A 21,829-nucleotide genomic window follows, 5' to 3' on the forward strand; every position below is an offset into this window, starting at 1 on the left:
GGAGATAGGTGTTTGGATTGCCTGTTGAAATATGATCGAGGTTCTGGATCTCACAATTTCCCACATGGGCCGTTTCCCGCGTGAAACCAGTATCGCAGACACACAATGCACGCGTGTCGACGCCAACGGACCGGTTTATCGAACGAGGGCAGACCGCCGCCGGCTCTGATGCTGGCAAAGTATGCGTGTTGGTGGGCGCGTCAAACCCGGTCGGTTTCTGTCTCGCGCAGTCTTTTCTCGAAACTGGCCACCGTGTCGCGGTAGGCGATCTCGATCCTTCAGACTTCAGTTCGTTAACCGCAGTCTCGGGCACGAATTTGTTTCCGGTTAAGGTCAATTTGAATAGGGACGTGTATGTCAATTCAATGGTCGATCAGGTCTACCTACGCTGGAGCAGGGTCGATATTCTTGTCAACATAGCCTTCCGTCGTCGTGAATACGCCGATCCGCTTTCCGCTACGGATCTTGGGCTTGAAGCCGTCTCCAATCTAGTAAGGGTGACAAGCGCTTTCGGCTCCCGTCTCCAGGGAGAAGAGCTCGCCGTCGTCAACATCGCGTGGTTTGACGAGAAGTCGCTGCTAGAAGCAGACCGCGGGGCCGTGCTCCAAGCTGCCCTACGAACCACGACGAGTGCGATGGCAAAGAAGTATTTCGACTCGGGGCTTCGAATAAACGCCGTTCATACCAGAAATGCGCGTTCTACACCCTGCGTCCAAAGTGAGACGCTTAGGACACTTATTCAAGCTGTCCAATTCCTCGCAAGTCCGGAGCTGTCTGGAAAGCTCACGGGGAACGTCTTGGACATCGACCTGAATCCCGACGATAGTCCTTTCCGCGGATAATCCGCGACTATATTAACATTGCGCTAAGGTTGATAGCTGGTGCGTCAATTCGACGTGGAAATCCTAACAAGATGTAAAGCATTTAGCATCTCCGCATTCGAACATTCTTCCTCTTCGTTTAGTTCGAATAACTAAAACTCCAGAAACGGGTGGCAGTGCCCGCTTTAGTCATCTGGAGGTTTTATGTTCGTCGATCGCTTGCTATCCGCTTTCAGCATCAGAGCGAAAGTCCTATTAGTACTGGTGCCGCTGGTCATGATACTGGCAGCCGTCGGCGTCGTGAGCCTGCAGGCGACCGGATTGTTGCAATCTCGCCTACGCCTATCGAGCGAAGTTCTTGAGACTTTGAGCGGATTTCGGGAAGTCTCTGAGAGCATGAACCGGTTTCTGGCGCAGAGTTCGACGGAGAACCGTGATGAGGCCCTGGCAAGTCTAAGCGGGCAGGGCGCCAAGATGCTGTCGCTTCAGAAGGCCGCCGCTGACGTCGGTAGTGACACTCGTGCTCTTGAAAGCAGTGGGTCCGCGATGTCTGCTATTTCTGACAGCATGGACCGCATGTGGTCCCTGCACAACGATGAGCTGTCCATTCGTCGTGACGTTGCCGCGAGCTTGACAGAGATCAAGCAGGTCGCGGCCGATCTGAAGCTGGCCGCGGTTAAAGTCCGTGCGCAGGTCCGCAACCAGGAGAACTCTGGCAAAACGATGCTCAGAGAGGCTACCCGCTCGATCGACACGGCGGCAATCATGCAGCGGTTGTCGGAAAATTTAGTGAACCTGCCGGCCAGCGCGATACAAACCCCCGAGGCACTGCAACAGGCGCTCATGATCAAGAAGGCGATGAAAACTGTCAAGCGCGTCGTTGCAACGGGCAATGACGGACAAGCCGTCGCAAACCTGGAACAGGCAATCTCCAGGGTCGTCGCTACTTCCGGGCTGGATAGCGCTTTCCTTCACAGCCTTGGGATGGACCTTAGTGCGTTTGCGCCGCGACTGCGAAATGACGCCATACAGCATATGATCGAGGGAACCCATGCAGTTAGAGCCTTGGATAAGCCATTGGCGGAATCGGAGACGCTCGTTGCGGCAGTGGCATCGGTAGGCCAGGATGCCGATTCGATTGAGATTGAGATAAACAACCTTTTGCGGGCGGCCAGCACGGAAAACCATCAGCGGCTCGTTGAGCAACTTACGAAACTGACGCGTGACACCGTAGCGGTTGGTGGCGTGGCTGGTTCATTGGCAGACTTCCTCAAAATGGAGAAGATCCTGTACTCACAGGGGGATGCCATCGAACAGAATACCGAGAAGTTGGTCAAGATCGCGGAAGGTCGGCAGGCGCAGTACGCAGAGGCGGACAAAACCGTCCAGTCGATATGGAAAAATCTCGTGTCGTTCGCGTCGACACAGGAACATGACGCTCACCGGGAAAGCGATTTCGCCCGACTGTTGTCCGCAGCTGCTACCGTCTCGGGTGTCTTGGTCGCCCTCTTGGCTGGAGCCGGCCTGATGGCGACATTGCGCACGCCAATCGCACGGATCGCAAGGCGCATGCAGGGGCTAGCAACCGGCGATCTTCAGTCAGACATCGTTGGCTGCCAGCGGAAAGACGAAATCGGCGATATGGCTCGAGCGCTTGAAGTTTTTCGCGGAAATGCGGTCTCCAAGCTCGAAGTTGAAGCACGTGCGCAAAACGACCGGAAAACGGCTGATCAGGAGCGGACGGATCGTGAGTATGAACGCGCTCAGCTTGAGAAAGAAGTGTCCAGCGCTGTGCAAACACTCGGGGAGGCACTGTCTCGATTGGCGAGGGGAGACATCTCGCAGACCATCGACCGCCACTTCCATCCCAATCTCGAGCAACTGCGGCGTGACTTCAACCACTCACTGTCCGTCCTCAGAGATACCGTGTCCCATATCGACGAAAACACACAGCAAATCAAATGGGGAACCAACGAACTTTTCAAAGCCTCCGATGATTTGTCACGCCGGACTGAACGACAAGCCGCTTCTCTCGAAGAAACCGCCGCAGCCGTTGAGCAGGTGACTGCGACGGTGAGGAATTCCTCGGAGAATGCCTGTGAGACACAAGCGTTTGTTTCCGCAGTCAAGGAACATGCAGCGGGCGCGGCCATTGTTGTGACTGATGCTATAAGCGCCATGGGGCGAATTCAGGATGCATCTTACAAGATCGGTCAGATCATAGGATTGATCGACACGATTGCATTCCAGACGAACTTGCTTGCTCTGAATGCCGGGGTTGAAGCAGCGCGTGCCGGCGATGCTGGAAAAGGGTTCGCGGTCGTTGCACAAGAAGTACGCGAGCTTGCCCAAAGGTCGTCAGCCGCAGCGCTTGAGATTCGGCAGTTGATTTCAGAATCTTCGTCAGAGGTGGCCGTCGGCTCCGATTACGTCGGCAAGACCGGGGAGGCTCTGCACAGTATAGCGGCATCCATCCTGCAGATTTCTGATCGCATCGACCAAATCGTGAGTTCCAGCCGCGAACAAGCGACTTCGCTGGCCGAGATCAATAACAACGTCAATGTTCTTGAACAGGGGACGCAACAGAATGCAGCCATGGCTGAGCAGACAAACGCTGCAACAAAGACGCTTTCTGATCAGACTGTCGAACTCAGCGAACGGCTTGCTGGGTTCAAGCTATCAGATGACAGGCCGGCTCATCGGGTAGGTCTCGCTGCTTAAGGCAGGCGTAGTCAAGTTCGAAGCATTCCGATGGCGGGCCATGCCGCCCTCGATCGAATGAAAGTCACATGCCCCAGCGCACGATTTCGCTTCGATGCGCCGGTCCCCCTCCTGGTAGTTCTTTGTCGTTCTCCGTCGCGCAGGATTCAGCACGGCCCGGGCTAACCTTAAGACAACGAAACTATCTTCCAGTGCTCAGACTTTGAAAGGTGTCTATCCGTGCGCGTACGTGAGTTAATTATTGGATTTTTTCTCGCCGCAACCCTGACCATCCCGCTAGCGGCGAAGGCTGGCGGGCTCAGCGAACTGCCGCGGGAGGAGCGGAAGACCTACGAGTTATTGGACCCTCGGTTGCCCGCGGGAGAGTCTGTGTTTCGGAATTTCAGAGCAAAGCGAGCGCCACCGTGGAAAATTGGTTACGCCTCAAGCTACGCTGATAACACATGGCGTGCGAACGTCCTTGATGAATTTACAAACAAGCTTCTGCCGACTTTCAAGAAGGCTGGGCTGGTATCCGAGATCGTCGTTACGCAGTCCAATCTCGATGATAGCGCCCAGATGAGCCAAATGCGGCAGATGGTAGATGATGGCGTCGACGCCATAATCATATGCTGCTCCAACCTTACAGCGCTCAACCCGACAATAGAATACGCCTATTCGAAAGGCGTGCCTGTCATCTCATACTCCGGTTATGTGACGTCGCCATTCGCAATCAATGCGACAGAGAATAACATGCAAGGCGGTTTTGAGGCGTCAAAGTGGTTGGCTGAAGAGATCGAAGGCAGCGGCAATGTGCTGCTTGTGTCCGGAATCAGTGGCTTCGCCTCCTCAGACAGCTTCCAAGTCGGCGCCACAAAAGCTTTGGAGTACTATCCAGAGATCAACGTCGTCGGACAGGTTGACGGGAAATGGACAGACAGCGTAGCACAATCTGAAGTGCAGAAATTCCTTGCCGCTAACCCGGGCCGAATTGATGGTATTATTGTTCAGTCGGGAGCCGAATCTGGCGTGATCGACGCCGTCCGCCAATCTGGGCGCGAGATAGTGCCGATCGTGCTTGGCGGAGAGGCTTCGGCATCATGCTACTGGCGTAAGAATCCAGAATTCGTGAGCAGGAGCTTCCACTTCTGGCCGCCGCGCTCCGAGGCTCGTTTCGTATGGGACGTGATGATGCGCACTCTGGAGGGCCAAGGTCCGAAGATACAGTCCATACTGCGACCGGCGATTCCTTACACGATTGATGATGTAAAAGTGGATATACCAGCTGATTGCGATCCTAATAGTGAAGACTGGCTCGAACCGAAGGATGCAGCCTGGTGGACTGCTGACGCTGCCGCTAAATATTTCGACAATCCAGCAGATCCGCTTTCTTGGAAACCAACCAACTGATCTTGCATGCTGTATAGTCGGTGAAACGCTACCCCGCCCGACCTACGGCGGGGTTGACGACGTGGGGAATGCCGCTGGTCGCGTCGGAAGGGATTTCAGAAACGATACGGTTCCAACGGAGCAACGTAAGCGCGATTTTCCATGCACGTTGACGGAGGCGGCATCCCCGAACCGTCTGTTTTTGCGAAGCGATATCGGCTCTATCAGTCGGCGGAGGTTTTGGAGAAGTTTGACGGCAGCAGGTCGCTAATGTCGGCCGGTTCCTCGCGCTGAGGCAACTCAGTAAGCACGTGGCGCAGCCAGGTGAGTGGGTCAACGCCACAGGCGCGGCATGTCAGCATCAGACTGTAGATCACAGCGCTGGCCCTGGCTCCGTCAGCGGTATCGCTGAACAGCCACGATTTTCTTCCAGTCGCAAATACTCTGATGTCGCGTTCCAGAATGTTGTTATCGATCGGCATCCTGCCGTCGCTGATGTAGCGCATCAGATAATCCCATTGGTTCAAGGTGTATGAGACGGCATCGCCTAGCTTGGTATCCGGCACGACCTTTGGCGCGATATTGTCGAGCCATGACTTGAGTGCGCTCAGGACAGGCAAGCTGTGCTGTTGCCGGAAACGGCGAATGCAATCGGCCTGCGTTTCACCGGCTTCGGGCTTGTTGTCTCGCGCCTGCTTTTCAATCCGGTAGAGCTGCTCGAAGAACCGGAGCGCCTGTTCCGGCGGTCCGCCTCCATTCTTTCGGGTTTTGAGGGCCTCGACAAAGCGCCGCCGGGAATGAGCCATGCATCCGACATGGGTGGCACCATGCAATGTGCGCCAGGCTGCGTAGCCATCGCTCACCAATATGCCGCGATAGTCGCCGAGAAAGGTCTGCGGGTGAATCTGACCGCGGCCGGGCCGGTAGTCGAGAAGCACGATCGGCTCGTCACTGTCCTCGCTGCTGCGGTACGCCCACATGTAAGACGTGCTGGTGGCTTCCTTGTTTTTTCCTTCAGGACCTGAACCGTCGTCTCGTCGCCATGAATGAGGGGCTGCAACCTGAGCCGCATTCTCAGGGCATCATAGATGCGATGCAGATGCCTTTCGCTGGAACCGATCACCCAGTGAGCGAGAGCGCCTCGGCTAATCGGAACGCCGGCCCGCTCGAATGTCTGAGCCACGCGGTAGAGCGGTGTGCCATCGACGTATTTGTAGACGAGTGCGAAGGCCAGCGTCGAGACGGTGGCGATACTGCCCGGCAATGGTTGCGGCGGCATCGATGCGATCACGACAGGCGTGTTGATGCCAGTACGGTCACAATGGCGGCAAGCATACTTGAACCGCACATTCTGCAGGACCTTTGCCTTGACCTCGATATGGAGCTGCTCGGTAACGGCCTCGCCCATGCGATGCATTTGGCCATTGCAACAAGGGCAAGCTTTCTGATCGTCGGGAAGGTCGTATTCGATACGCTCGCGGGGCAGGTCTTCTGGCAGAGGTCTGCGGCCCCGCTTTTTACCCGCGGCGTTATCGACAGGCGGCAGGCCTGTATCCGGGAGATCGGCGACGTCGTCGCCATGATCAGGATTCTCTTCTGCGGCCTCTTCGGCTTCGTTGAAGAGGCGATCGACGTGCTTTTCGCTGCGGGGTGCAAACCGATGCAACCTTGCGAGCGCCAGTTCTTCTTCCAGCTTGACGACCCGCCGTGACAGCGCTTCCTTCTCGGCTTTGAGCGCAGCGATTTCGGCAGCATTTGCCGCCAACTGCGCCATCAGCGCTGCAACATCAGGTTCGCCGGCTCGGGTCATCCCAGTTTTGAATCTGAACCGCGTCGCCGCGTCAACAGATCAACACGCCACCTCAGCCAGCGATCTGATATTGCCGCACAGGATGGCGGATCATCGCATCGATATCGATCCCATCGAGAATCCAGTGTAGTTGCTCGGTCGTCAGTGTAACCACCGCCACCTCTCGGCGCGGCCACCGGAACTTGTCTTCCGTCAACCGTTTCAGGATCAGCACAAAGCCCGACCGATCGAAGAACAGCAGCTTCGCTCGGTCACGCCGGCGATTGCAGAAGGCAAATACCGCAGGGGCAAACGGGTCCAGCGCCATCGTCTCCTGGACCAGGACCGCAAGGCTGTTGATGCCAGCCCGGAAGTCGATCGGCTCCCCATGCAGGTAGACCTTGAGATCAGCGCCCAGTCTGAACATGACCCAACGCTCCGATTATCGCCGTCAATCCGCTGAGATCATTGCACTCCAGCGTCAGTTTCACACCGTTGGGCAGGGACGCGCTAACCTTTGCTGGAGAGGAAAGCGGGCCGTTCCTGACCATTCCCGGCAATCGCTCTTCGCGATCCGCGGCAGGCATTTCAATGTCGAACTCCCTGCCGGGGGCGGCGACCTGAACGGGGATAAACGCAGATGTCGAAGACGGAGATAACGGATGGGCCTGGGTTTGCTTCCTGATCCATTTCCAAACGAGGTTCGCATTGACCCCATGTTCTCGCGCAAGTTTCGATACCGATGCGCCGGGCTCAAGGCAGGCTGCAACAAGGTGATCCTTCGACCCTTGATCGAAGCGGCGTCTTCCGTTCCGACCGACCAGTCGTACCGCCAGTTTTTGACCTTCATCCATAACTTGGTGTCCACCTCTCTTAAGTGGACACCACATGCCAAAACTCACTCAATTGCAGAAGGTGGGGAGAAATTCGCGCTTACCTACAAATCTAGGGGCTATTCTCGCTGAGCTTCACCGCCAAACTGCATTCTTTGGAACTCAACCACTGCCCAACGTAGCCATTGATTTGCGGCACAATTAGAGCGCCAAGACAGCGCCCTCTTGCGTGACGGTTACACTCAAACGGATGTCGGTGGCCGAGAACCCAGCCATTACTGCAAATTCCCCTGCCTCTACGCGCCAGCGCCGCTCGGTCGTGTCGAAGAAGGCAAATGTTCGGGCGTCGAGAACGAAACTCATTTTTCGTTTCTCACCGGGTTCCAGGGCGCTTTTCGAGAAGGCCTTCAGTTCTTTCATCGGTTTGGGTACAGATGCTTCGACGTCCCCGACATAGATTTGCACCACTGCCGAACCCGGACGCTCGCCGATGTTGGTTAATCCCAATGTTACTGTCACCGCGCCAGCAGCATCCGGTAGCTCCACCGTAAGGTCCGACATTGCAAAGCTTGAATACCCGAGACCATGACCGAAGGGGAACAGCGGCTTAATGCCGTGGCGATCATAGTGCCGATAACCGACAAACGCACCTTCGTCATATCGCACATGGCCATCCTTGCCTGGATAGACCGCATCATCCTCGGTATGCGTGGGATTGTCGGCCCAGCGCGCTGGGAAGGTTTGCGCCAGTCGGCCCGACGGCTCGGCCTTGCCGAGGAGCACATCGGCGATCGCGTTGCCAGCCTCCTGTCCGGGATACCAGCATTGCAGTACCGCACGCGCACCGGAAAGCCAGGGCATTTCCACCGGTCCACCGGTTTGTAGTACGACAATCGTGTTCGGATTGGCCGCAATTACCGCCTCAACAAGGTGGTCTTGCAGACCCGGAAGTGCAATGCTGCGAAGATCGGAGCCCTCGGTATCCCAGTCACCCGTTCTGCCCACGAAGACTACTGCATGATCAGCCTTCGCGGCGACCGCTGCCGCCTCGGTAATCTCCGCTTCGGCCGAAAACCGGCCTATTCCTACCCGGATAGCGGCGATATAGAGGTTGACGTGATCGTGCCGAGTGTACTCGGCGACGACCTCGCAAGTACGGCCGGCTTCGAGCGTGATTTCACCCACCACCTCCTCGCAGCCTTCCTCGAAGAATGTGGTACCACGTGTCCAGGAAGCCCAAGCATCCACCACAAGCTTGCCGTCCACATAGACCCGGCCAAGCCCGGCCGAGGTTAGCCCAACAAGATGGACGCCGGCCTCCGAGGCCGTGAAGTGGGTGCGCATCCGAGCCGAAAAGCTGTGCGGATCGACCAGGCCCTCGGCTACGGGGGGCAACCAGACACCGAGGCTCGACGGTTCCTCGACAACCTTCACCGGCTCGCCGGCAAGTTCCCTTCCCTGGAAAAACTCGAAGGTTGTCGGGTTTTCGATCAACGGCTGAAACCGGTCATTGCTGCACCCCTGAGCGTAGACCAGGTTCTCCTCGCCCAGTGCTTCCACCAGCCCCCGCCACGGACTGACGACATAGTGCGGGTTCAACTGTGCCGAGCCGCCTCCCATGACCTGCGCGACCTTCGCATTGGGGCCGATGATGGCGACCGTACCTTGCTGAGCCAATGGCAGGATGCCGTCGTTCTGTAGCAGAACCGCGCTTTCCGCTCCCGCGCGCCTGATCAGTGCCCTGTGTTTCGGTCGATCAATGGCGTATTCCTTAAACTCGCGATGATCGTTGACAGCGCCGGTGCGTTCCATCAGGGTCAGAACATTGCGCACACAGGCGCGGATTGTCTCGACACTTACCTCGCCGCCTTCGACCGCAGCCAGAAGCTTGGGGCCGCGGTCGCGGGTCGGGCCAGGCATTTCCAGATCCAGCCCCGCATTCACGGTGGGTGCGGTCGAACGCGAGCCGAACCAGTCCGACATCACCACGCCGTCAAAACCCCAGTCACCGCGCAGAACCTCGTTCAACAGCCAGTGGCTTTCCGCCGTGTAAGTACCGTTTAGCTTATTATACGACGACATCACGGCCCAGACCTTTGCCCGCTTCACCGCCGCCTCAAAGGGTATTAGGTAGACTTCGCGCAGAGTGCGTTCATCGATATCTGAAGAGATGGTTGTACGTTCGATCTCGGACTCGTTGCCGGCGAAATGTTTTATCGTGGCACCGACTTTGTTGGACTGCAGACCTTCGATATAGCTGACGGCAAGTTCCGCCGTCAGTATCGGATCCTCAGAGAAGCACTCAAAGTTGCGGCCGTTTGTGACGCTGCGCTGGATGTTAACTGTGGGGGCTAACGAGACGTGGGCACCTTTTGAAAGAACCTCGTCACCTAGCGCACTGCCGATTTCCTTGGCCAGGTCCGGGTTCCAACTCGCTCCGATGGCGATGCCTACCGGGAAAGCCGCTGCAGTCACACCTCCCACAAAAGACCCCGCCCCGCGGGCGCCGTTGGGGCCGTCGGTCAAGCGCAATCTTCCTATCCCTAGGCGGTCGATGGGAGGTAAGGACCAGAACGTATCGCCGGAAAGTAGCGAGACCTGCTCGGCCAAGGTCATCTTGTCGAGCAATGCTTTCGTATCAGTCATCTTCTCTGCCTCCTCAATCTCAACACTTACCGTTCCCAGATCGACATCTCGAGATCAATATCGAGGAAGCTGGTGCTCTGGGCGCCATCCGTGGAGCCGTCCATCCGTGAAAAGGACGGCCCGTTAATTAACCAAGGCGTCGCGTCCCGCCGTCGCGAGAACGACGACATATTAGCAGCCTTCACCTCGCCGAGAGGCGGTCACCGCTTCCCACTGAAAACAAGAACATCGCGGTTCGATCGATGTCAGCAGTGAAAGTTGTGCCGGCTGCAGCAGCGCCGGTTTTGTTAGGGAGCTATTCCTCTACAAGTTCGTGAGACAATTTTGACAAACCTCAGCATGCTTTATCAGACAATCTGTTGACAGACAATCCTTAGTCGCGCAGCTTCGTGTTGTCAGTGATGATTCGATGCTTCCATCGGAGGCGGATCCCGATTGATGAATTTTCTTCACCGCCTATGGACAAGGATCGAGCACAATGGACAGGCTGTTGTCCCGTTTCCGGCTACAGACCAAAGTAATCATTTTCGTACTGCCTTTCATAATCAGCATTTGCGCGGTCGGGTTTTTGGGGCACTACGCCGCGGGTCTCCTACAAAGCCGCCTGGAAACCTCGAGCCAGGTGATGCAGGTGCTCTCGGGTTTCCGTGACGTCTCCGCCTCGATGAGAGAGTTTCTTGATGAGGCATCGGAAGAAGGGCGCGATCGCGTGAAGGCTGACCTGTTCGCCCAGCAATCGCATCTGCAGGCTTTAGTGGCGAATGCCGGAGCTACGGGGGAAAGCGAAGGCCTTCTGTCGGCAAACGCGATCATGCGGGACGTGGTGGACAATTTTGGCTCTCTCTGGCGCGTCCATGAAAGCGAAGAGCAACTGATAACCTCGATCGCCGATCATTCTGAATCGCTGGTTTGGTCGCAGAATGAAATGCTCCGCCTGGCTGACGAGTTAAGGAAGTCCGGCGAACAGTCCGAGGGCGCCGCCAAATCGATGTTGCGCGATGCCGACAGGGTGACAGGCTATGCAACCTTCTTCTTTGATTTTGCCGCGGGCTACCAATCCGCCGGAATGACCGAGCTGAAACTCGAATATTTGCGCACTAAAGTGGGCGAGTTGCGTCGGAGCGCCCGAAATCTGCGGGCTTCCTTGCCGTCGGACGCCACAAAACTGTCGAGCTCGGTCGACGGCGCGGTAAAAAGCGTAACACAACTTCTGTCGCAGGGCGCCGCATCGGACAACGCCGTAGGCCTCGACACCACAATGTCCGCGTTCAAGGAAATCTCCGCCGCGATTAACGCGGTAGCGAACCAGCAAACAAAGAAAGCAATCGTGGAGTTCGCAGGTCTCGACCAACGTTTGGCCAAGATCAGCAGCGCCTTGGACGGCAGCCGAAGACTTTCGGACTCCAGCTATCTCATCAGGATAAACCTTGCACGCTTCATAGCCGACCCTACCGAACAAAACCGCGCGCAGCTCATCGAAAACTTCGACAGAACGAAGAGGGAGATATTGGACATCTGGAGTGCCGCTTCCGACCTCGATCTTTTCAAGGCAGTCCAGAATACGGTCCCGCCGGCGGTAGAGGGTATGACGCAAGACAGTGCGAAGCTCGTCGAGATCTCGGAAGTGAGGCGTGCGCAATATAGGCAAACGACAGACCAATTGAACACCATATGGGGCCACCTCACGACGTTTGCCGAGGCCCAGCGCGCAAGGGCCATTGAAGAGACGGCTTACGCGAATGGCATTGGCCTCATCACGACATTTGCAGGCGTCCTCGTCGCGCTTCTCGCGGGCTTCGGGATGATTGCGACTTTCAAGAAACCCGTCGTTCGGTTGACCGACGACATGCGGCGTTTGGCGCAAGGAGACCTTGACTTCGAGATCGGTGGTTCTGAGCGCGCTGATGAACTCGGAGAAATGGCCCGGGCGCTCTGTGTCTTTAGGGAGAATGCCGTAAGGAAAATCGAGATCGAGAACGACGCGGATCGTCAACGATCGGCTTCCGAAGCTGAACGTCGGCACAACGAGGCGGAGAAAGTCGAGATCGACAAACAGATCGGCGACGCCGTCGACAGTCTTGCCGCTGGGCTGGAGAGGTTATCCAACGGTGATGTTTCGAGCATGATCGATCAACCGTTCTCTGGGCGGCTGGAACAGTTGAGAAAAGACTTCAACAATTCGTTGCTGCGCTTGCAGGCGACCATGTCGGAACTTCGCGGCAACATCGTGCTCATTCGGCAAAATGCAGACAACCTCAGCAGTGGCGCCGACGATCTCTCCCGCCGCAGCGAGCGTCAAGCCGCGTCGTTGGAAGAGACCGCGGCTGCGGTTCACCAACTCACCGCGACGGTGCGTTTGTCGACAGAGCAGGCGCAAGCCGCAGCCCGGCTTGTAAAGGAAACCAAGCAGGCCGCGGATGCGTCTGCTTCAGTGGTCACGAACGCGGTCGACGCTATGGGCCGTATAGAAGCGGCTTCCGGCCGCATTTCGCAAATCATCGGCGTTATTGACGAGATAGCATTCCAGACCAATCTCCTGGCACTCAATGCTGGTGTCGAGGCCGCGAGAGCTGGGGAAGCGGGACAGGGCTTCGCTGTCGTCGCCCAGGAAGTGAGGGAGCTTGCCCAGCGGTCGGCCCTAGCCGCCCAGGAAATCAAGGAACTCATCGCAAGATCGAGCGAGGAAGTCGCCTCGGGATCGCGATTGGTGAACGAGGCGGGCAGGGTGCTCATTGCGATATCGTCGAATGTTGCCGGAATTTCCGAAAGGGTTGAGCTTATCGCTGCGGCAAGCAGGGACCAGGCGGCTTCGCTTATCGAAGTGAACCAGGCCGTCGGCGAGATCGATGACAGCACCCAGCGAAACGCTGCCATCGCCGAGCAAGCCCACGCCGCCACTCAGGAGCTCACAAAGGAGACCCAGCGGCTGATGCAGCAGATCGAACAGTTCAACATCGGCAAACCGAGAGGTCACATCCTTGCGGTGGTTTCCTGACGACAGACAATCATCAATACTCTCTTGACAGATTTTCATACAATCTGTCAAATGATGTAGCCAATCTGGGAGAATATGCGGCGTGCTCAATGACCAAGCGCATCAGACTAAGTTGCCCTATTTCTATCCGTTCAAGTTCGGAACCGGCGAAGTAACGGTGCTTTCGGACGGACCGTTGGAGTTAGGCGACCCACGGGAGAATTTCCTCGGTGTCGATGCGGCCACGGTGACGGAAATGCTCGACAGAAATTTCTTGTCCAGTTCGTCGGTAACCCTCGAGCAGAACATCCCGTTGGTCAAAATCCACGGAAAGACCATCCTGTTCGACACCGGGATGGGAACGTCGAAGATTTTCGGGCCGACGACCGGCCGCTTACTGAAAAGCATGCAGGAGGCAGGCATTGACCCCTTGGAAATCGATGCAGTGGTGTTGTCCCACGCACACATCGACCACACCGGCGGACTTTGCGATCAGGACGGCAAGCTTAATTTCCCCAACGCGGAGATCTTCATAAGCGAAAGCGACTTCGATGACTGGACCGACGGAAGCAAGCTTGATGCCGGTTTCGCGGCTCAGGTCGAAAATGCCCGGAGAAACCTTCTTCCACACCGTGATCGGATAACGCATTTCGTGGACGGTCAGGAGTTCCTGCCGGGCGTGCAGGCGCTGCACGCTCCAGGCCACACCTTGGGCCACTTCTGCTTTCTCATGCAGTCGGGACGCGATCGGCTCTGCTTCCTCGGCGATCTGACCCATCATCATATCCTGCTGATGGAACGCCCGTGGATGGAGTTCAAGTACGACACCGATCCCAAGCTTTCGGCCCGCTCGCGCACCCGGGTGCTGGATATGCTCGCGACAGACCGCATACCCGTGATGTCCTATCACTTTGCGTGGCCCGGGCTCGGCAACGTCGCTCGGGAGCGGGAAGGCTTCCGCTACGTACCCGCCCCGATGCAGATGCTCTCGCGATAGGAATACACGACAATGCAGATGAAATCAGTCATTCTCCGAGAGTCAGGGCTTCCCAAGCCGTATGCAAGTTCGCGACCTCTCAGTGTCGAGACCGTCGATCTGATGCCTCCTGGCAATCTTGAGGTCCTGGTCAAAATCAAGGCCGCTGGTGTGTGCCATTCCGACCTGTCGGCGATAAATGGTGATCGGCCCCGCCCGCTCCCTGTCGCGTTGGGGCATGAAGCATCCGGCATTGTCGAAGAAATCGGACCCGGTGTCGATACCGTGAAGGTCGGCGATCACGTCGTGATGTCGTTCCTGCCGATCTGCGGACACTGCGATTACTGCGCGGGAGGACGCGCTAGCCTCTGTGAACCTGGCTATCGCGCAAACGCCGCCGGGACATTGTTGAACGGTAGCAAGCACATCCGTCTTCGCGGCTACGATATCAATCATCACAGCGGCGTATCGGCGTTTTCGGAATACGCGGTCGTGTCGGCGCACTCGGTCGTCAAGGTCACCAAAGACGTGGACGTCACGATGGCGGCTCTGTTCGGATGCGCCGTTATGACAGGCGTCGGTGCCGTCGTGAACACATGTGGCGTGAAGCCGGGACAGTCGGTCGCCGTCATCGGCTTGGGAGGCGTGGGCTTGTCGGCGGTCCTCGGAGCGGTGGCCAGCGGGGCAGGCGAGATCGTTGCCATCGATTTGATGCCAGAAAAGCTTGAGCTGGCTAGGTCGCTGGGCGCGACGCGTACCTTCTTGGCAACCTCGCCGGATGTGGTCGGCGAGGTCAAGGAAGCGACACGCGGGGGAGTGGACTACGCCATTGAAATGGCGGGGTCGAGCAAAGCGTTCGAAACCGCTTATGGCATTACGCGGCGCGGTGGCACGACAGCCACGGCGGGTCTGGCCAATGTAAACACCAAATTCGAGATTTCGCCACTTCCTCTTGTCGGGGAAGAACGCATTATCAAAGGCAGCTACATGGGATCCTGCGTGCCTTCGCGCGATGTTCCCCGTTATATCGACCTGTTCCTAAAAGGTCGGCTGCCCGTGGAAAGACTGCTGTCCAGCACGGGCCCGCTTGAGGAAATCAACGAGGCCTTCGACCGGTTGGACCGTGGCGAGGTGATCCGGCATCTGCTGATTCCCTGAGCCATGAAAGGAGCGCGAATTTGACCGACTGGAAAGTCCTGGCAATACATTACGGCACTGCGGTTCGGCCCGTTGGCGAACTCGGCTTGGAAGCAGGAGATCCCCACGACGCCCAAGGCAGGATCGAGTATTTTGTTTGGTTGATCCGCCATGGGGAACGCCTTATCCTGGTTGACACCGGATTTAGCCCGCAGGAGGCCCAAAGGCGCGGGAGGACCATGTTGATCCATCCGGTCGAAGCACTTCGCCAGCTCGGGATTTCCGCATCGTCCATTACCGACGTTGTTATCACGCATCTTCACTATGATCACGCGGGAAACCTTGCGGACTTCCCTGAAGCCCTGTTCCACTTGCAGGATCGGGAAATGGCCTACGGTACAGGACGATGCATGTGCCATGACCGTCTTCGGCGTCCCTTTTCTGTGGACGCCGTCGTCGATGCGGTCCGCTTGACGTTTTCCGGCAGGGTGCGCTTCCACGACGGGAACGGCGAGATTGTGGAGGGGCTCACTATCCATCTCGTCGGCGGTCATTCCAGGGGCCTTCAGGTCGTGAGGCTGGATGATGGTGATAACGTCGTCGTCATCGCATCGGACGCACTCCATTTTCAACGCTATCTGGAGCACGACGACGTCTTTCCACTTTTCGCCGATTACCCGGAGGTACTGGAGGGATACCGAACTCTCCGCGAGCTTTCGGGACCGTCCGGAATACTCGTACCGGGCCACGATCCCGCAGTCCTGACAAGTTTTCCACCGCTGTCATCCGATCTCGCTTTTGCTAAGGTTCTACGGTAATGGTGACGCTTGGAGTGTCCGGTAAGAGACTAGGCTAGAGTGTTCTTCGTTTTTGTCAGACAATCGGGTTGTCTCATCGGGATAACCCACCATATAATACCATGACTTGCGCGGCCGGTTCCGGCCTTGGTAAAACGGACTTTTGGATCCGATGGGTGATATGGATTTACAGATTGCACGGCAGAGTGCCACTTTGCGCACTCAGGTAGAAGATAAACTGCGGCAGGCGATATCAAGCGGTCGTTTCAAGCCGGGTCAGCGCCTCGTTGAGCGAGAATTGTGCGAGTCGATCGGTGTCGGACGGACATCGATCCGCGAGGCGCTTCGACAACTCGAGGCCGAGGGCCTCATTACCAGCTACCCGCACCGCGGTCCCGTCGTCAGCACCATCACGTATGAAGAAGCCGCTCAGCTCTACAGCGTCAGGGCTTTGCTCGAGAGCTACGCCGGAAAGGAATTCGCTGAAAACGGAACCGCCCAGGATATCCATACACTCAATGAGGCGGTTGCCGAGTTCGCCGAAGCCGCGGCAAACGGTGGCGGGAGCAGGCTCATCAAAGCGAAAACCGCGTTTTACGACTGCCTTATGCAAGGAAGTGGAAATGTCTTCGTCAAGCAAATGCTGACATCGCTCCACAATAGGGTGACACTACTGCGCATGACGTCGATGACGCAGCCGGGGCGGTTGAACCACAGTGTGGAAGAGATAAAGGAAATCGCTGCGGCCATTACCGACCGAAACGGAGCGAAAGCCGCCGCAGCTTGCAAGTACCACATCGATATGGCGGCCAAGGTCGCGTTGGATTACCTGCGCAAAACCTCCGAAAACGACGGCGATTGAAGAAACAGCAACAGCGGGTATTGACAGATTGTCTGATAATCTGCTTATTCGAAGTCATAGCGCTGCCGACGCGGGCGGCCTAGCGCTCGTTCGAACAGGGAGGTTGCTTTGGGCACTTTTAATGAATTGCGGTCCCGCATAGCGGAGGCTCTTGGGGATCCGGAATTGCCCCGGCTCACTCCGGACCTGACAATGGACATCACGTTCTACGTCGGCGATCAGGTGATCGCCCTCAATTTCGCTGAAGGCGGCGCGGCGATCTCGGGGGAAAGCGATGACCCCCAAGTGACAGTTAGGGCCACTGCGGACGCTTGGGAGCAGGTTCTGATGACGCCGCCGCCGGCGACCTTTCACTCCTTCACGGCGTTGCAGCTTGCAAACCCTCTCTTCGAGATCGCCGGCTCACCACTCGCCCTCGCGAAAGCACGCCCGGCTCTGGAACGGGTGTTCGAGCTCGTCGTCACGTCCCCCGAGATGAAAGCGACGCGTGCGCAACGCGACCTGCGTCAAATCCGGGGGCAGTATGCCGTCGTCGATATCGATGACGTCCCCCATGAAATATATTACGAAGAAGCAGGCGAGGGGGTGCCGGTCCTGTTTCTTCACACCGCCGGAGCGGATAGCCGCCAGTTCATGCCTCAGCTGGCGGACACCGAGTTTGTGAAAAACTACAGGCTGGTCGCGGTTGACCTACCATTCCACGGTCGGTCCATGCCGCCGCTGACATGGGACGGAGCACCCTACAAGCTCACAGCATCGCTCTACCTGAAATGGTGCACGGCCATACTCGAACAGGTGGTTCGCGAAAAGGCGATTGTCGCGGGCGGTTCCATGGGCGCGGCAATGTCGCTTGTTCTCGCCGCGGAACGGCCGGAGCATGTCCTCGGAATCGTGGCGATCGAACCACCTTTCCGCTCCAAGGGGCGCCGAAACCCATATCAACATAACGTAAATGTACACGGCTCACTTCATAACTCGGCGTATGTCAGAGGGATCATGAGCCCACTCAGCCCCGCAGGGGAGCGCAGGAGGTCAAGCTGGATCTATTCGCAGGGAGCACCCGGAATTTACCCAGGCGATCTTTCCTTCTACAGCGACGAGTTCGATGGAGCAGTGACAGCTCCCTGTATTGACCCGTCGCGCACCCCGGTGGTGCTGCTCTCGGGCGACTATGACTACTCAGCCACTCCGGCCGACGGTGCCAAGCTCGCCGAACTTATTCCGGGATGCCTCCACCTCGTCATGAACGGTCTCGGTCACTTCCCCATGTGCGAACACCCGAACTCCTTCCGAAGCTATCTTGAAAAAGGGCTTGAGTTCGTACGGCAAGCCGCGCGCTAAGCGGGCCGACTGGTCGCTCGGTGCAGCACGCCGGGCGATCAATTGGGAACGTGGACGGCGTACGCCGAAGCTTTGCAATTGGCATCCCGGCGATGACATACCCGGCATCGCAGGCGCTATCTCTCACGCGCTCCAGAGAAATCTTGGTATGGAATTGAAAAAAATCCTGCGATATCTGGCTGAAGGATCAGGTGCGGCGATACGTCTATAAAGCGCCGTAGCGCGTCTCATCGCAGAATATGATCACGCAGCCTTGCGCGTGATCTCTATTCTTTTCCCACCGCCGGTCTTTGTGTTTCCGACACGTAGTGCCACAGTAAACGTGCCTCCCGTGGGTCAAGGAGGCACCCATCAGTACCTATTTGCTTTAGCGCACCAGGTGATTCCCGATCGACGACCCTCCGTCGACGGTGAGAATGCTTCCGGTCGCAAACCGCGAGCGGTCCGAAGCGAGAAAAAGCATCGCCTCCGCGATCTCTTCCGGGTTGCCCATCCGGTGCAGGGCTGCGCGGGCGTTGAAGTCTTCCCGCAGGGCTTGCGGGTCTGCCGCTTCGGCGAAAATCTTGGTGAAGTAGGGCGAGTCGATCGTTCCCGGGGCGACAGCGTTGACGCGGATCCCATCTTTTGCGTGGTCCAGCGCCATGGCTCTCGTGAGTGCCGAGATTGCGCCTTTCGACGCCACGTAGGCCGTACGGTTAGCTATGGCTGACACAGCGGTGTATGAAGTCGTGTTAATAATCGATCCGCTGCCCTGTTCCGCCATGATCGGAACCACGTATTTCGAGCAGAGGAAGATCCCCTTCACGTTCACCGCCATGATCCGGTCCCAGTCGGACTCCGCGATGGTCGTGACGTTTCCCGTCATTCCGAACCCCGCATTGTTGACGAGAACGTCAATACGCCCCCATTTTTCCTTAACCGACCTGACCAACGCCTCGACTTCGGCGGACGAAGATACGTCGGCTTTTAACGGGATCGCATCTGTCCCGATGTCTCGGGCGACGTCTCGCGCGGCATCAATGTTGACATCGACGACGCCAACCTTAGCGCCCTGGCGTGCAAACAGTTCAGCTGTTGCGCGCCCGATCCCGCTGCCAGCACCGGTCACCACACAGACTTTTGATTCTAGATCCATAATCGTCTCCTCTTTCTCTGTTTGGAGAAAACATTTTTGCAGACAATCTGTCAATGACGAATAAATATGTTGACAGATTGTCTGAGAATCTGCTTATCTTTGGTCACGATTGACTTGGGGAGGGAACTATGGATGGTGCTGAAGTAGCAGCGCAAGCGGCGTTCAAGACCGCTTTACGCCGGTTCACATCGACAATTTGCCTGATCACGACGGAGTGGGAGGGTGCCCGTTACGGCATGGCTGCAACTGCCGTCCAATCGGTGACGGCTGACCCGCCGACCCTCCTGGTTTGCATCAACCAATCTGCTTCGATCAGCGGCCCGCTCAAGCTGGCCGGTAAATTCGCGGTCAACATGCTGCATCTTAGCCATGCGCCTTTGGTCCCGCTGTTCAGTGGAAAACTGAAGGGAGAAGAGAGGTTTTCGCATGGTGAGTGGATCACGGCTGGCGGAGTTCCGGTGCTTGGAGACGCCCAGGCCGCATTCGTTTGCAGCCTCAACTCCGCCGTTACCGTCGGCACCCATGATGTCGTTCTAGGGGGAGTGGTCGAGGCCCGGTTTATCGAGAATATTGCCCCGCTCCTCTACGAGGACGGGAAATTGGTCAGATCGGCAGCGCTGATCGACGCTGCCGCCTGAAACGTTTGGCCGAGCATTTTCGGCCTACGACATCCACCAAATGCCTTTTAGGCCGATAATGAGGAGTTTGATCCGTGACTATTGCAACAGATGTGAAATCGCAAGTGAATGGGCGTCCCGTCAGTGAACGGTTCGAAAAGGGTCTGCAGACCCGTCGGGAGGTTCTCGGCGGTGCATATGTCGACGCTTCGGTAAACAAGGCGACCGAGTTCAACTGGCCGATGCAGGAGCTTGTCACCGAGTATTGCTGGAACGAGGTCTGGAACAGGCCGGGCCTCGACCGCCGTTCGCGCAGCCTTCTCAATCTTGGCATGATTTCCGCCCTTAACCGTCCCCACGAGCTGAAGCTGCACGTTCGCGGCGCGATCAATAACGGCCTCAGCAAGGATGAGCTTCGCGAAGTCTTCCTTCAGGTCGCGATCTATTGCGGCGTGCCGGCGGCGATCGACAGTTTCCGCGTCGCGCAGGAAGTCTTCGAGGATATGGGCATCTAATCGGGTACCCCGGCCTTCGGGCCGGGAACAGAGCAACTCTGTGGAGGAGACTTCAATATGACGACCAGCGATGATTTCCGCGCCGCCGGAAACCCGATGTTTAACGGCAACAAGCTGAAACTTGGCGTATTTGGGACAAATTGTTCGAGTGCTTGCGCCATTACCACCGCGGAATCAACGTTCGAACCGACTTTCGAACACAATGTCAAAATTGCCAAACAGCTCGAAGCGGCCGGATGGGAATGCATGGTGCCGATCGCCCGGTGGCGCGGTTTCGGCGGGCCGACGAACTTCAACGGCGTGAACATGGACACGTTTACCTGGGCCGCGGCCCTGGCTGCCGTGACCACGAATCTGCAGTTTTTCTCGACGACGCATATCCCGACCCTTAACCCGATCGTCGCGACGAAGATGGCGACGACGATCGACAATATTTCGAAGGGCCGATACGGCCTCAACCTGGTGACGGGTTGGTTTACCCCGGAAATGGAGATGTTCGGCGTTCCGATGATGGAACACGATACCCGCTACGAATATGCCACGGAATGGATGGAGATCGTTGACACCCTGTGGAAGAAGAACGGCGTCACCTATGACGGCCAGTTCCTCAAGGTGAAGGACGCGTTCAGCGAGCCGAAGCCCTACAACAAGGAGACGGGTCGCCCTGTTCTCATCTGTGCCGGTTCCTCGGGCAAGGGCCTACACTTCACCGCCAAGTTCTGCGACTTCAATTTCGGCTTCATGCAGGACATGGAATCGGGCGCAGCCTGGGTGAAGAAGGTCAAGGAGTTGGCCCGCGAGGAATACAAGCGCGAACTGGGAACCTTCACAGCGTGCCCGGTCGTCGTTCGCGAGACCGAAAAGGAAGCCCGGGACTACTACGACTACTATGTGAACCAGAAGGGCGATTGGGAAGCCTGCGAAAACATCTGCGAGGTTCTCCAGGTTCAGTCACAGAACCACTCCGAGGAGATGTACCAGAAGTTCAAGGAGCGCTTTATCGCTGGCTGGGGCGGCTACCCGATCGTCGGAACGCCGGAACAGGTCGCCGACAAGCTCGTCGCATTGAGCAACACGGGCGTCGATGGCGCGCTTCTCACAATGGTCGACTACAACGAAGAGCTGCCGTTTTTCAACGACCGCGTCATGCCCCTGCTGAAACAGGCGGGCCTCAGGAACTGACCATTCCGCGGGCGGCGTAAGCCGTCCGCCAGCAATCCGAAATCGAAACACGTTTCACCAATTCCGTGGCTCGACGCGAATGGCGTCGACTGCTGTAGCGGATGCGCAGAGGGGA

15 protein-coding genes and 2 pseudogenes are annotated in these 21,829 nt (G+C 57.2%); 12 read left to right on the plus strand and 5 right to left on the minus strand.

Annotated features, from left to right (window positions below; genetic code table 11):
- The first annotated feature begins 113 nt into the window (after positions 1-113).
- From EM858_RS16960 to EM858_RS16970, 3 genes are all read left to right on the plus strand, one after another.
- Complete coding sequence (locus tag EM858_RS16960) at positions 114-842, plus strand: SDR family oxidoreductase (protein WP_245483005.1); 729 nt, start codon at positions 114-116, stop codon at positions 840-842.
- A gap of 183 nt (positions 843-1,025) precedes the next feature.
- Positions 1,026-3,542, plus strand: a complete 2,517-nt coding sequence (locus EM858_RS16965) for a HAMP domain-containing methyl-accepting chemotaxis protein (RefSeq protein ID WP_127757355.1) — start codon at positions 1,026-1,028, stop codon at positions 3,540-3,542.
- A 237-nt stretch (positions 3,543-3,779) separates the two neighbouring features.
- Entirely contained in the window at positions 3,780-4,931 is a 1,152-nt protein-coding gene (locus EM858_RS16970; RefSeq protein WP_245483020.1) for an ABC transporter substrate-binding protein, read from the plus strand.
- A gap of 203 nt (positions 4,932-5,134) precedes the next feature.
- Here EM858_RS16970 and EM858_RS16975 read toward each other — a convergent pair.
- The 4 genes and pseudogenes from EM858_RS16975 to EM858_RS16990 form a co-directional block, all read right to left on the minus strand.
- A pseudogene (locus EM858_RS16975) lies at positions 5,135-6,720 on the minus strand (IS66 family transposase).
- A 52-nt stretch (positions 6,721-6,772) separates the two neighbouring features.
- Positions 6,773-7,126, minus strand: coding sequence for an IS66 family insertion sequence element accessory protein TnpB (gene tnpB, locus EM858_RS16980; RefSeq protein WP_127757357.1), 354 nt, complete (start codon positions 7,124-7,126; stop codon positions 6,773-6,775).
- A gap of 241 nt (positions 7,127-7,367) precedes the next feature.
- Positions 7,368-7,457 (minus strand): annotated as a pseudogene (locus tag EM858_RS27425) (transposase); the annotation flags it as partial.
- Positions 7,458-7,733: 276 nt separating this feature from the next.
- Positions 7,734-10,178 carry a glycoside hydrolase family 3 C-terminal domain-containing protein gene (locus EM858_RS16990; RefSeq protein ID WP_127757359.1) on the minus strand — a complete coding sequence of 815 codons (2,445 nt, stop codon included), beginning with the start codon at positions 10,176-10,178 and terminating at the stop codon, positions 7,734-7,736.
- A gap of 478 nt (positions 10,179-10,656) precedes the next feature.
- On the opposite strand from EM858_RS16990, the gene EM858_RS16995 reads away from it, so the two are divergent.
- The 6 genes from EM858_RS16995 to EM858_RS17020 all read left to right on the plus strand — a co-directional run bounded on the left by EM858_RS16995 (position 10,657) and on the right by EM858_RS17020 (position 18,265).
- On the plus strand, positions 10,657-13,173 hold the full coding sequence (locus EM858_RS16995; protein ID WP_127757360.1) for a HAMP domain-containing methyl-accepting chemotaxis protein: 2,517 nt from the start codon (positions 10,657-10,659) through the stop codon (positions 13,171-13,173).
- An 82-nt stretch (positions 13,174-13,255) separates the two neighbouring features.
- Positions 13,256-14,149, plus strand: a complete 894-nt coding sequence (locus EM858_RS17000; protein WP_127757361.1) for an MBL fold metallo-hydrolase — start codon at positions 13,256-13,258, stop codon at positions 14,147-14,149.
- A gap of 12 nt (positions 14,150-14,161) precedes the next feature.
- Positions 14,162-15,286, plus strand: a complete 1,125-nt coding sequence (locus tag EM858_RS17005; protein WP_127757362.1) for a zinc-dependent alcohol dehydrogenase family protein — start codon at positions 14,162-14,164, stop codon at positions 15,284-15,286.
- 20 nt (positions 15,287-15,306) lie between these two features.
- A complete protein-coding gene (locus EM858_RS17010; protein WP_127757363.1) occupies positions 15,307-16,083 on the plus strand; it encodes an N-acyl homoserine lactonase family protein in 777 nt (258 codons plus the stop codon).
- Between the two features lie 151 nt (positions 16,084-16,234).
- Positions 16,235-16,924 carry a GntR family transcriptional regulator gene (locus tag EM858_RS17015; RefSeq protein ID WP_127757364.1) on the plus strand — a complete coding sequence of 230 codons (690 nt, stop codon included), beginning with the start codon at positions 16,235-16,237 and terminating at the stop codon, positions 16,922-16,924.
- Positions 16,925-17,032: 108 nt separating this feature from the next.
- On the plus strand, positions 17,033-18,265 hold the full coding sequence (locus tag EM858_RS17020) for an alpha/beta hydrolase (RefSeq protein ID WP_127757365.1): 1,233 nt from the start codon (positions 17,033-17,035) through the stop codon (positions 18,263-18,265).
- A gap of 367 nt (positions 18,266-18,632) precedes the next feature.
- Here EM858_RS17020 and EM858_RS17025 read toward each other — a convergent pair whose 3' ends face one another.
- Positions 18,633-19,400: an SDR family oxidoreductase gene (locus tag EM858_RS17025; protein ID WP_127757366.1), complete on the minus strand. Its 768-nt coding sequence runs from the start codon at positions 19,398-19,400 to the stop codon at positions 18,633-18,635.
- 128 nt (positions 19,401-19,528) lie between these two features.
- Between EM858_RS17025 and EM858_RS17030 the strand changes: the two genes are divergently transcribed.
- The 3 genes from EM858_RS17030 to EM858_RS17040 all read left to right on the plus strand — a co-directional run bounded on the left by EM858_RS17030 (position 19,529) and on the right by EM858_RS17040 (position 21,714).
- The gene (locus tag EM858_RS17030; protein WP_127757367.1) at positions 19,529-20,038 is read left to right on the plus strand and encodes a flavin reductase family protein; all 510 of its coding nucleotides are present in this window, start codon (positions 19,529-19,531) and stop codon (positions 20,036-20,038) included.
- Between the two features lie 74 nt (positions 20,039-20,112).
- Positions 20,113-20,532, plus strand: coding sequence for a carboxymuconolactone decarboxylase family protein (locus tag EM858_RS17035; protein ID WP_170985387.1), 420 nt, complete (start codon positions 20,113-20,115; stop codon positions 20,530-20,532).
- Positions 20,533-20,589: 57 nt separating this feature from the next.
- Positions 20,590-21,714 (plus strand): LLM class flavin-dependent oxidoreductase, encoded by a 1,125-nt coding sequence (locus EM858_RS17040; protein ID WP_127757368.1) that lies wholly within the window; start codon positions 20,590-20,592, stop codon positions 21,712-21,714.
- Positions 21,715-21,829 lie beyond the last annotated feature (115 nt).

It is taken from the genome of Agrobacterium sp. CNPSo 2736, from assembly GCF_004005385.1.
GTDB lineage: Bacteria > Pseudomonadota > Alphaproteobacteria > Rhizobiales > Rhizobiaceae > Agrobacterium > Agrobacterium leguminum.

Bases quoted from the DNA above. Each gene is read 5' to 3' on its own strand.
- EM858_RS16965 (WP_127757355.1), top strand. From the start codon at position 1,026: ATGTTCGTCGATCGCTTGCTATCCGCTTTCAGCATCAGAGCGAAAGTC.
- tnpB (WP_127757357.1), bottom strand. From the start codon at position 7,126: ATGTTCAGACTGGGCGCTGATCTCAAGGTCTACCTGCATGGGGAGCCG.
- EM858_RS16990 (WP_127757359.1), bottom strand. From the start codon at position 10,178: ATGACTGATACGAAAGCATTGCTCGACAAGATGACCTTGGCCGAGCAG.
- EM858_RS16995 (WP_127757360.1), top strand. From the start codon at position 10,657: ATGGACAGGCTGTTGTCCCGTTTCCGGCTACAGACCAAAGTAATCATT.
- EM858_RS17005 (WP_127757362.1), top strand. From the start codon at position 14,162: ATGCAGATGAAATCAGTCATTCTCCGAGAGTCAGGGCTTCCCAAGCCG.
- EM858_RS17015 (WP_127757364.1), top strand. From the start codon at position 16,235: ATGGGTGATATGGATTTACAGATTGCACGGCAGAGTGCCACTTTGCGC.
- EM858_RS17025 (WP_127757366.1), bottom strand. From the start codon at position 19,400: ATGGATCTAGAATCAAAAGTCTGTGTGGTGACCGGTGCTGGCAGCGGG.
- EM858_RS17030 (WP_127757367.1), top strand. From the start codon at position 19,529: ATGGATGGTGCTGAAGTAGCAGCGCAAGCGGCGTTCAAGACCGCTTTA.
- EM858_RS17040 (WP_127757368.1), top strand. From the start codon at position 20,590: ATGACGACCAGCGATGATTTCCGCGCCGCCGGAAACCCGATGTTTAAC.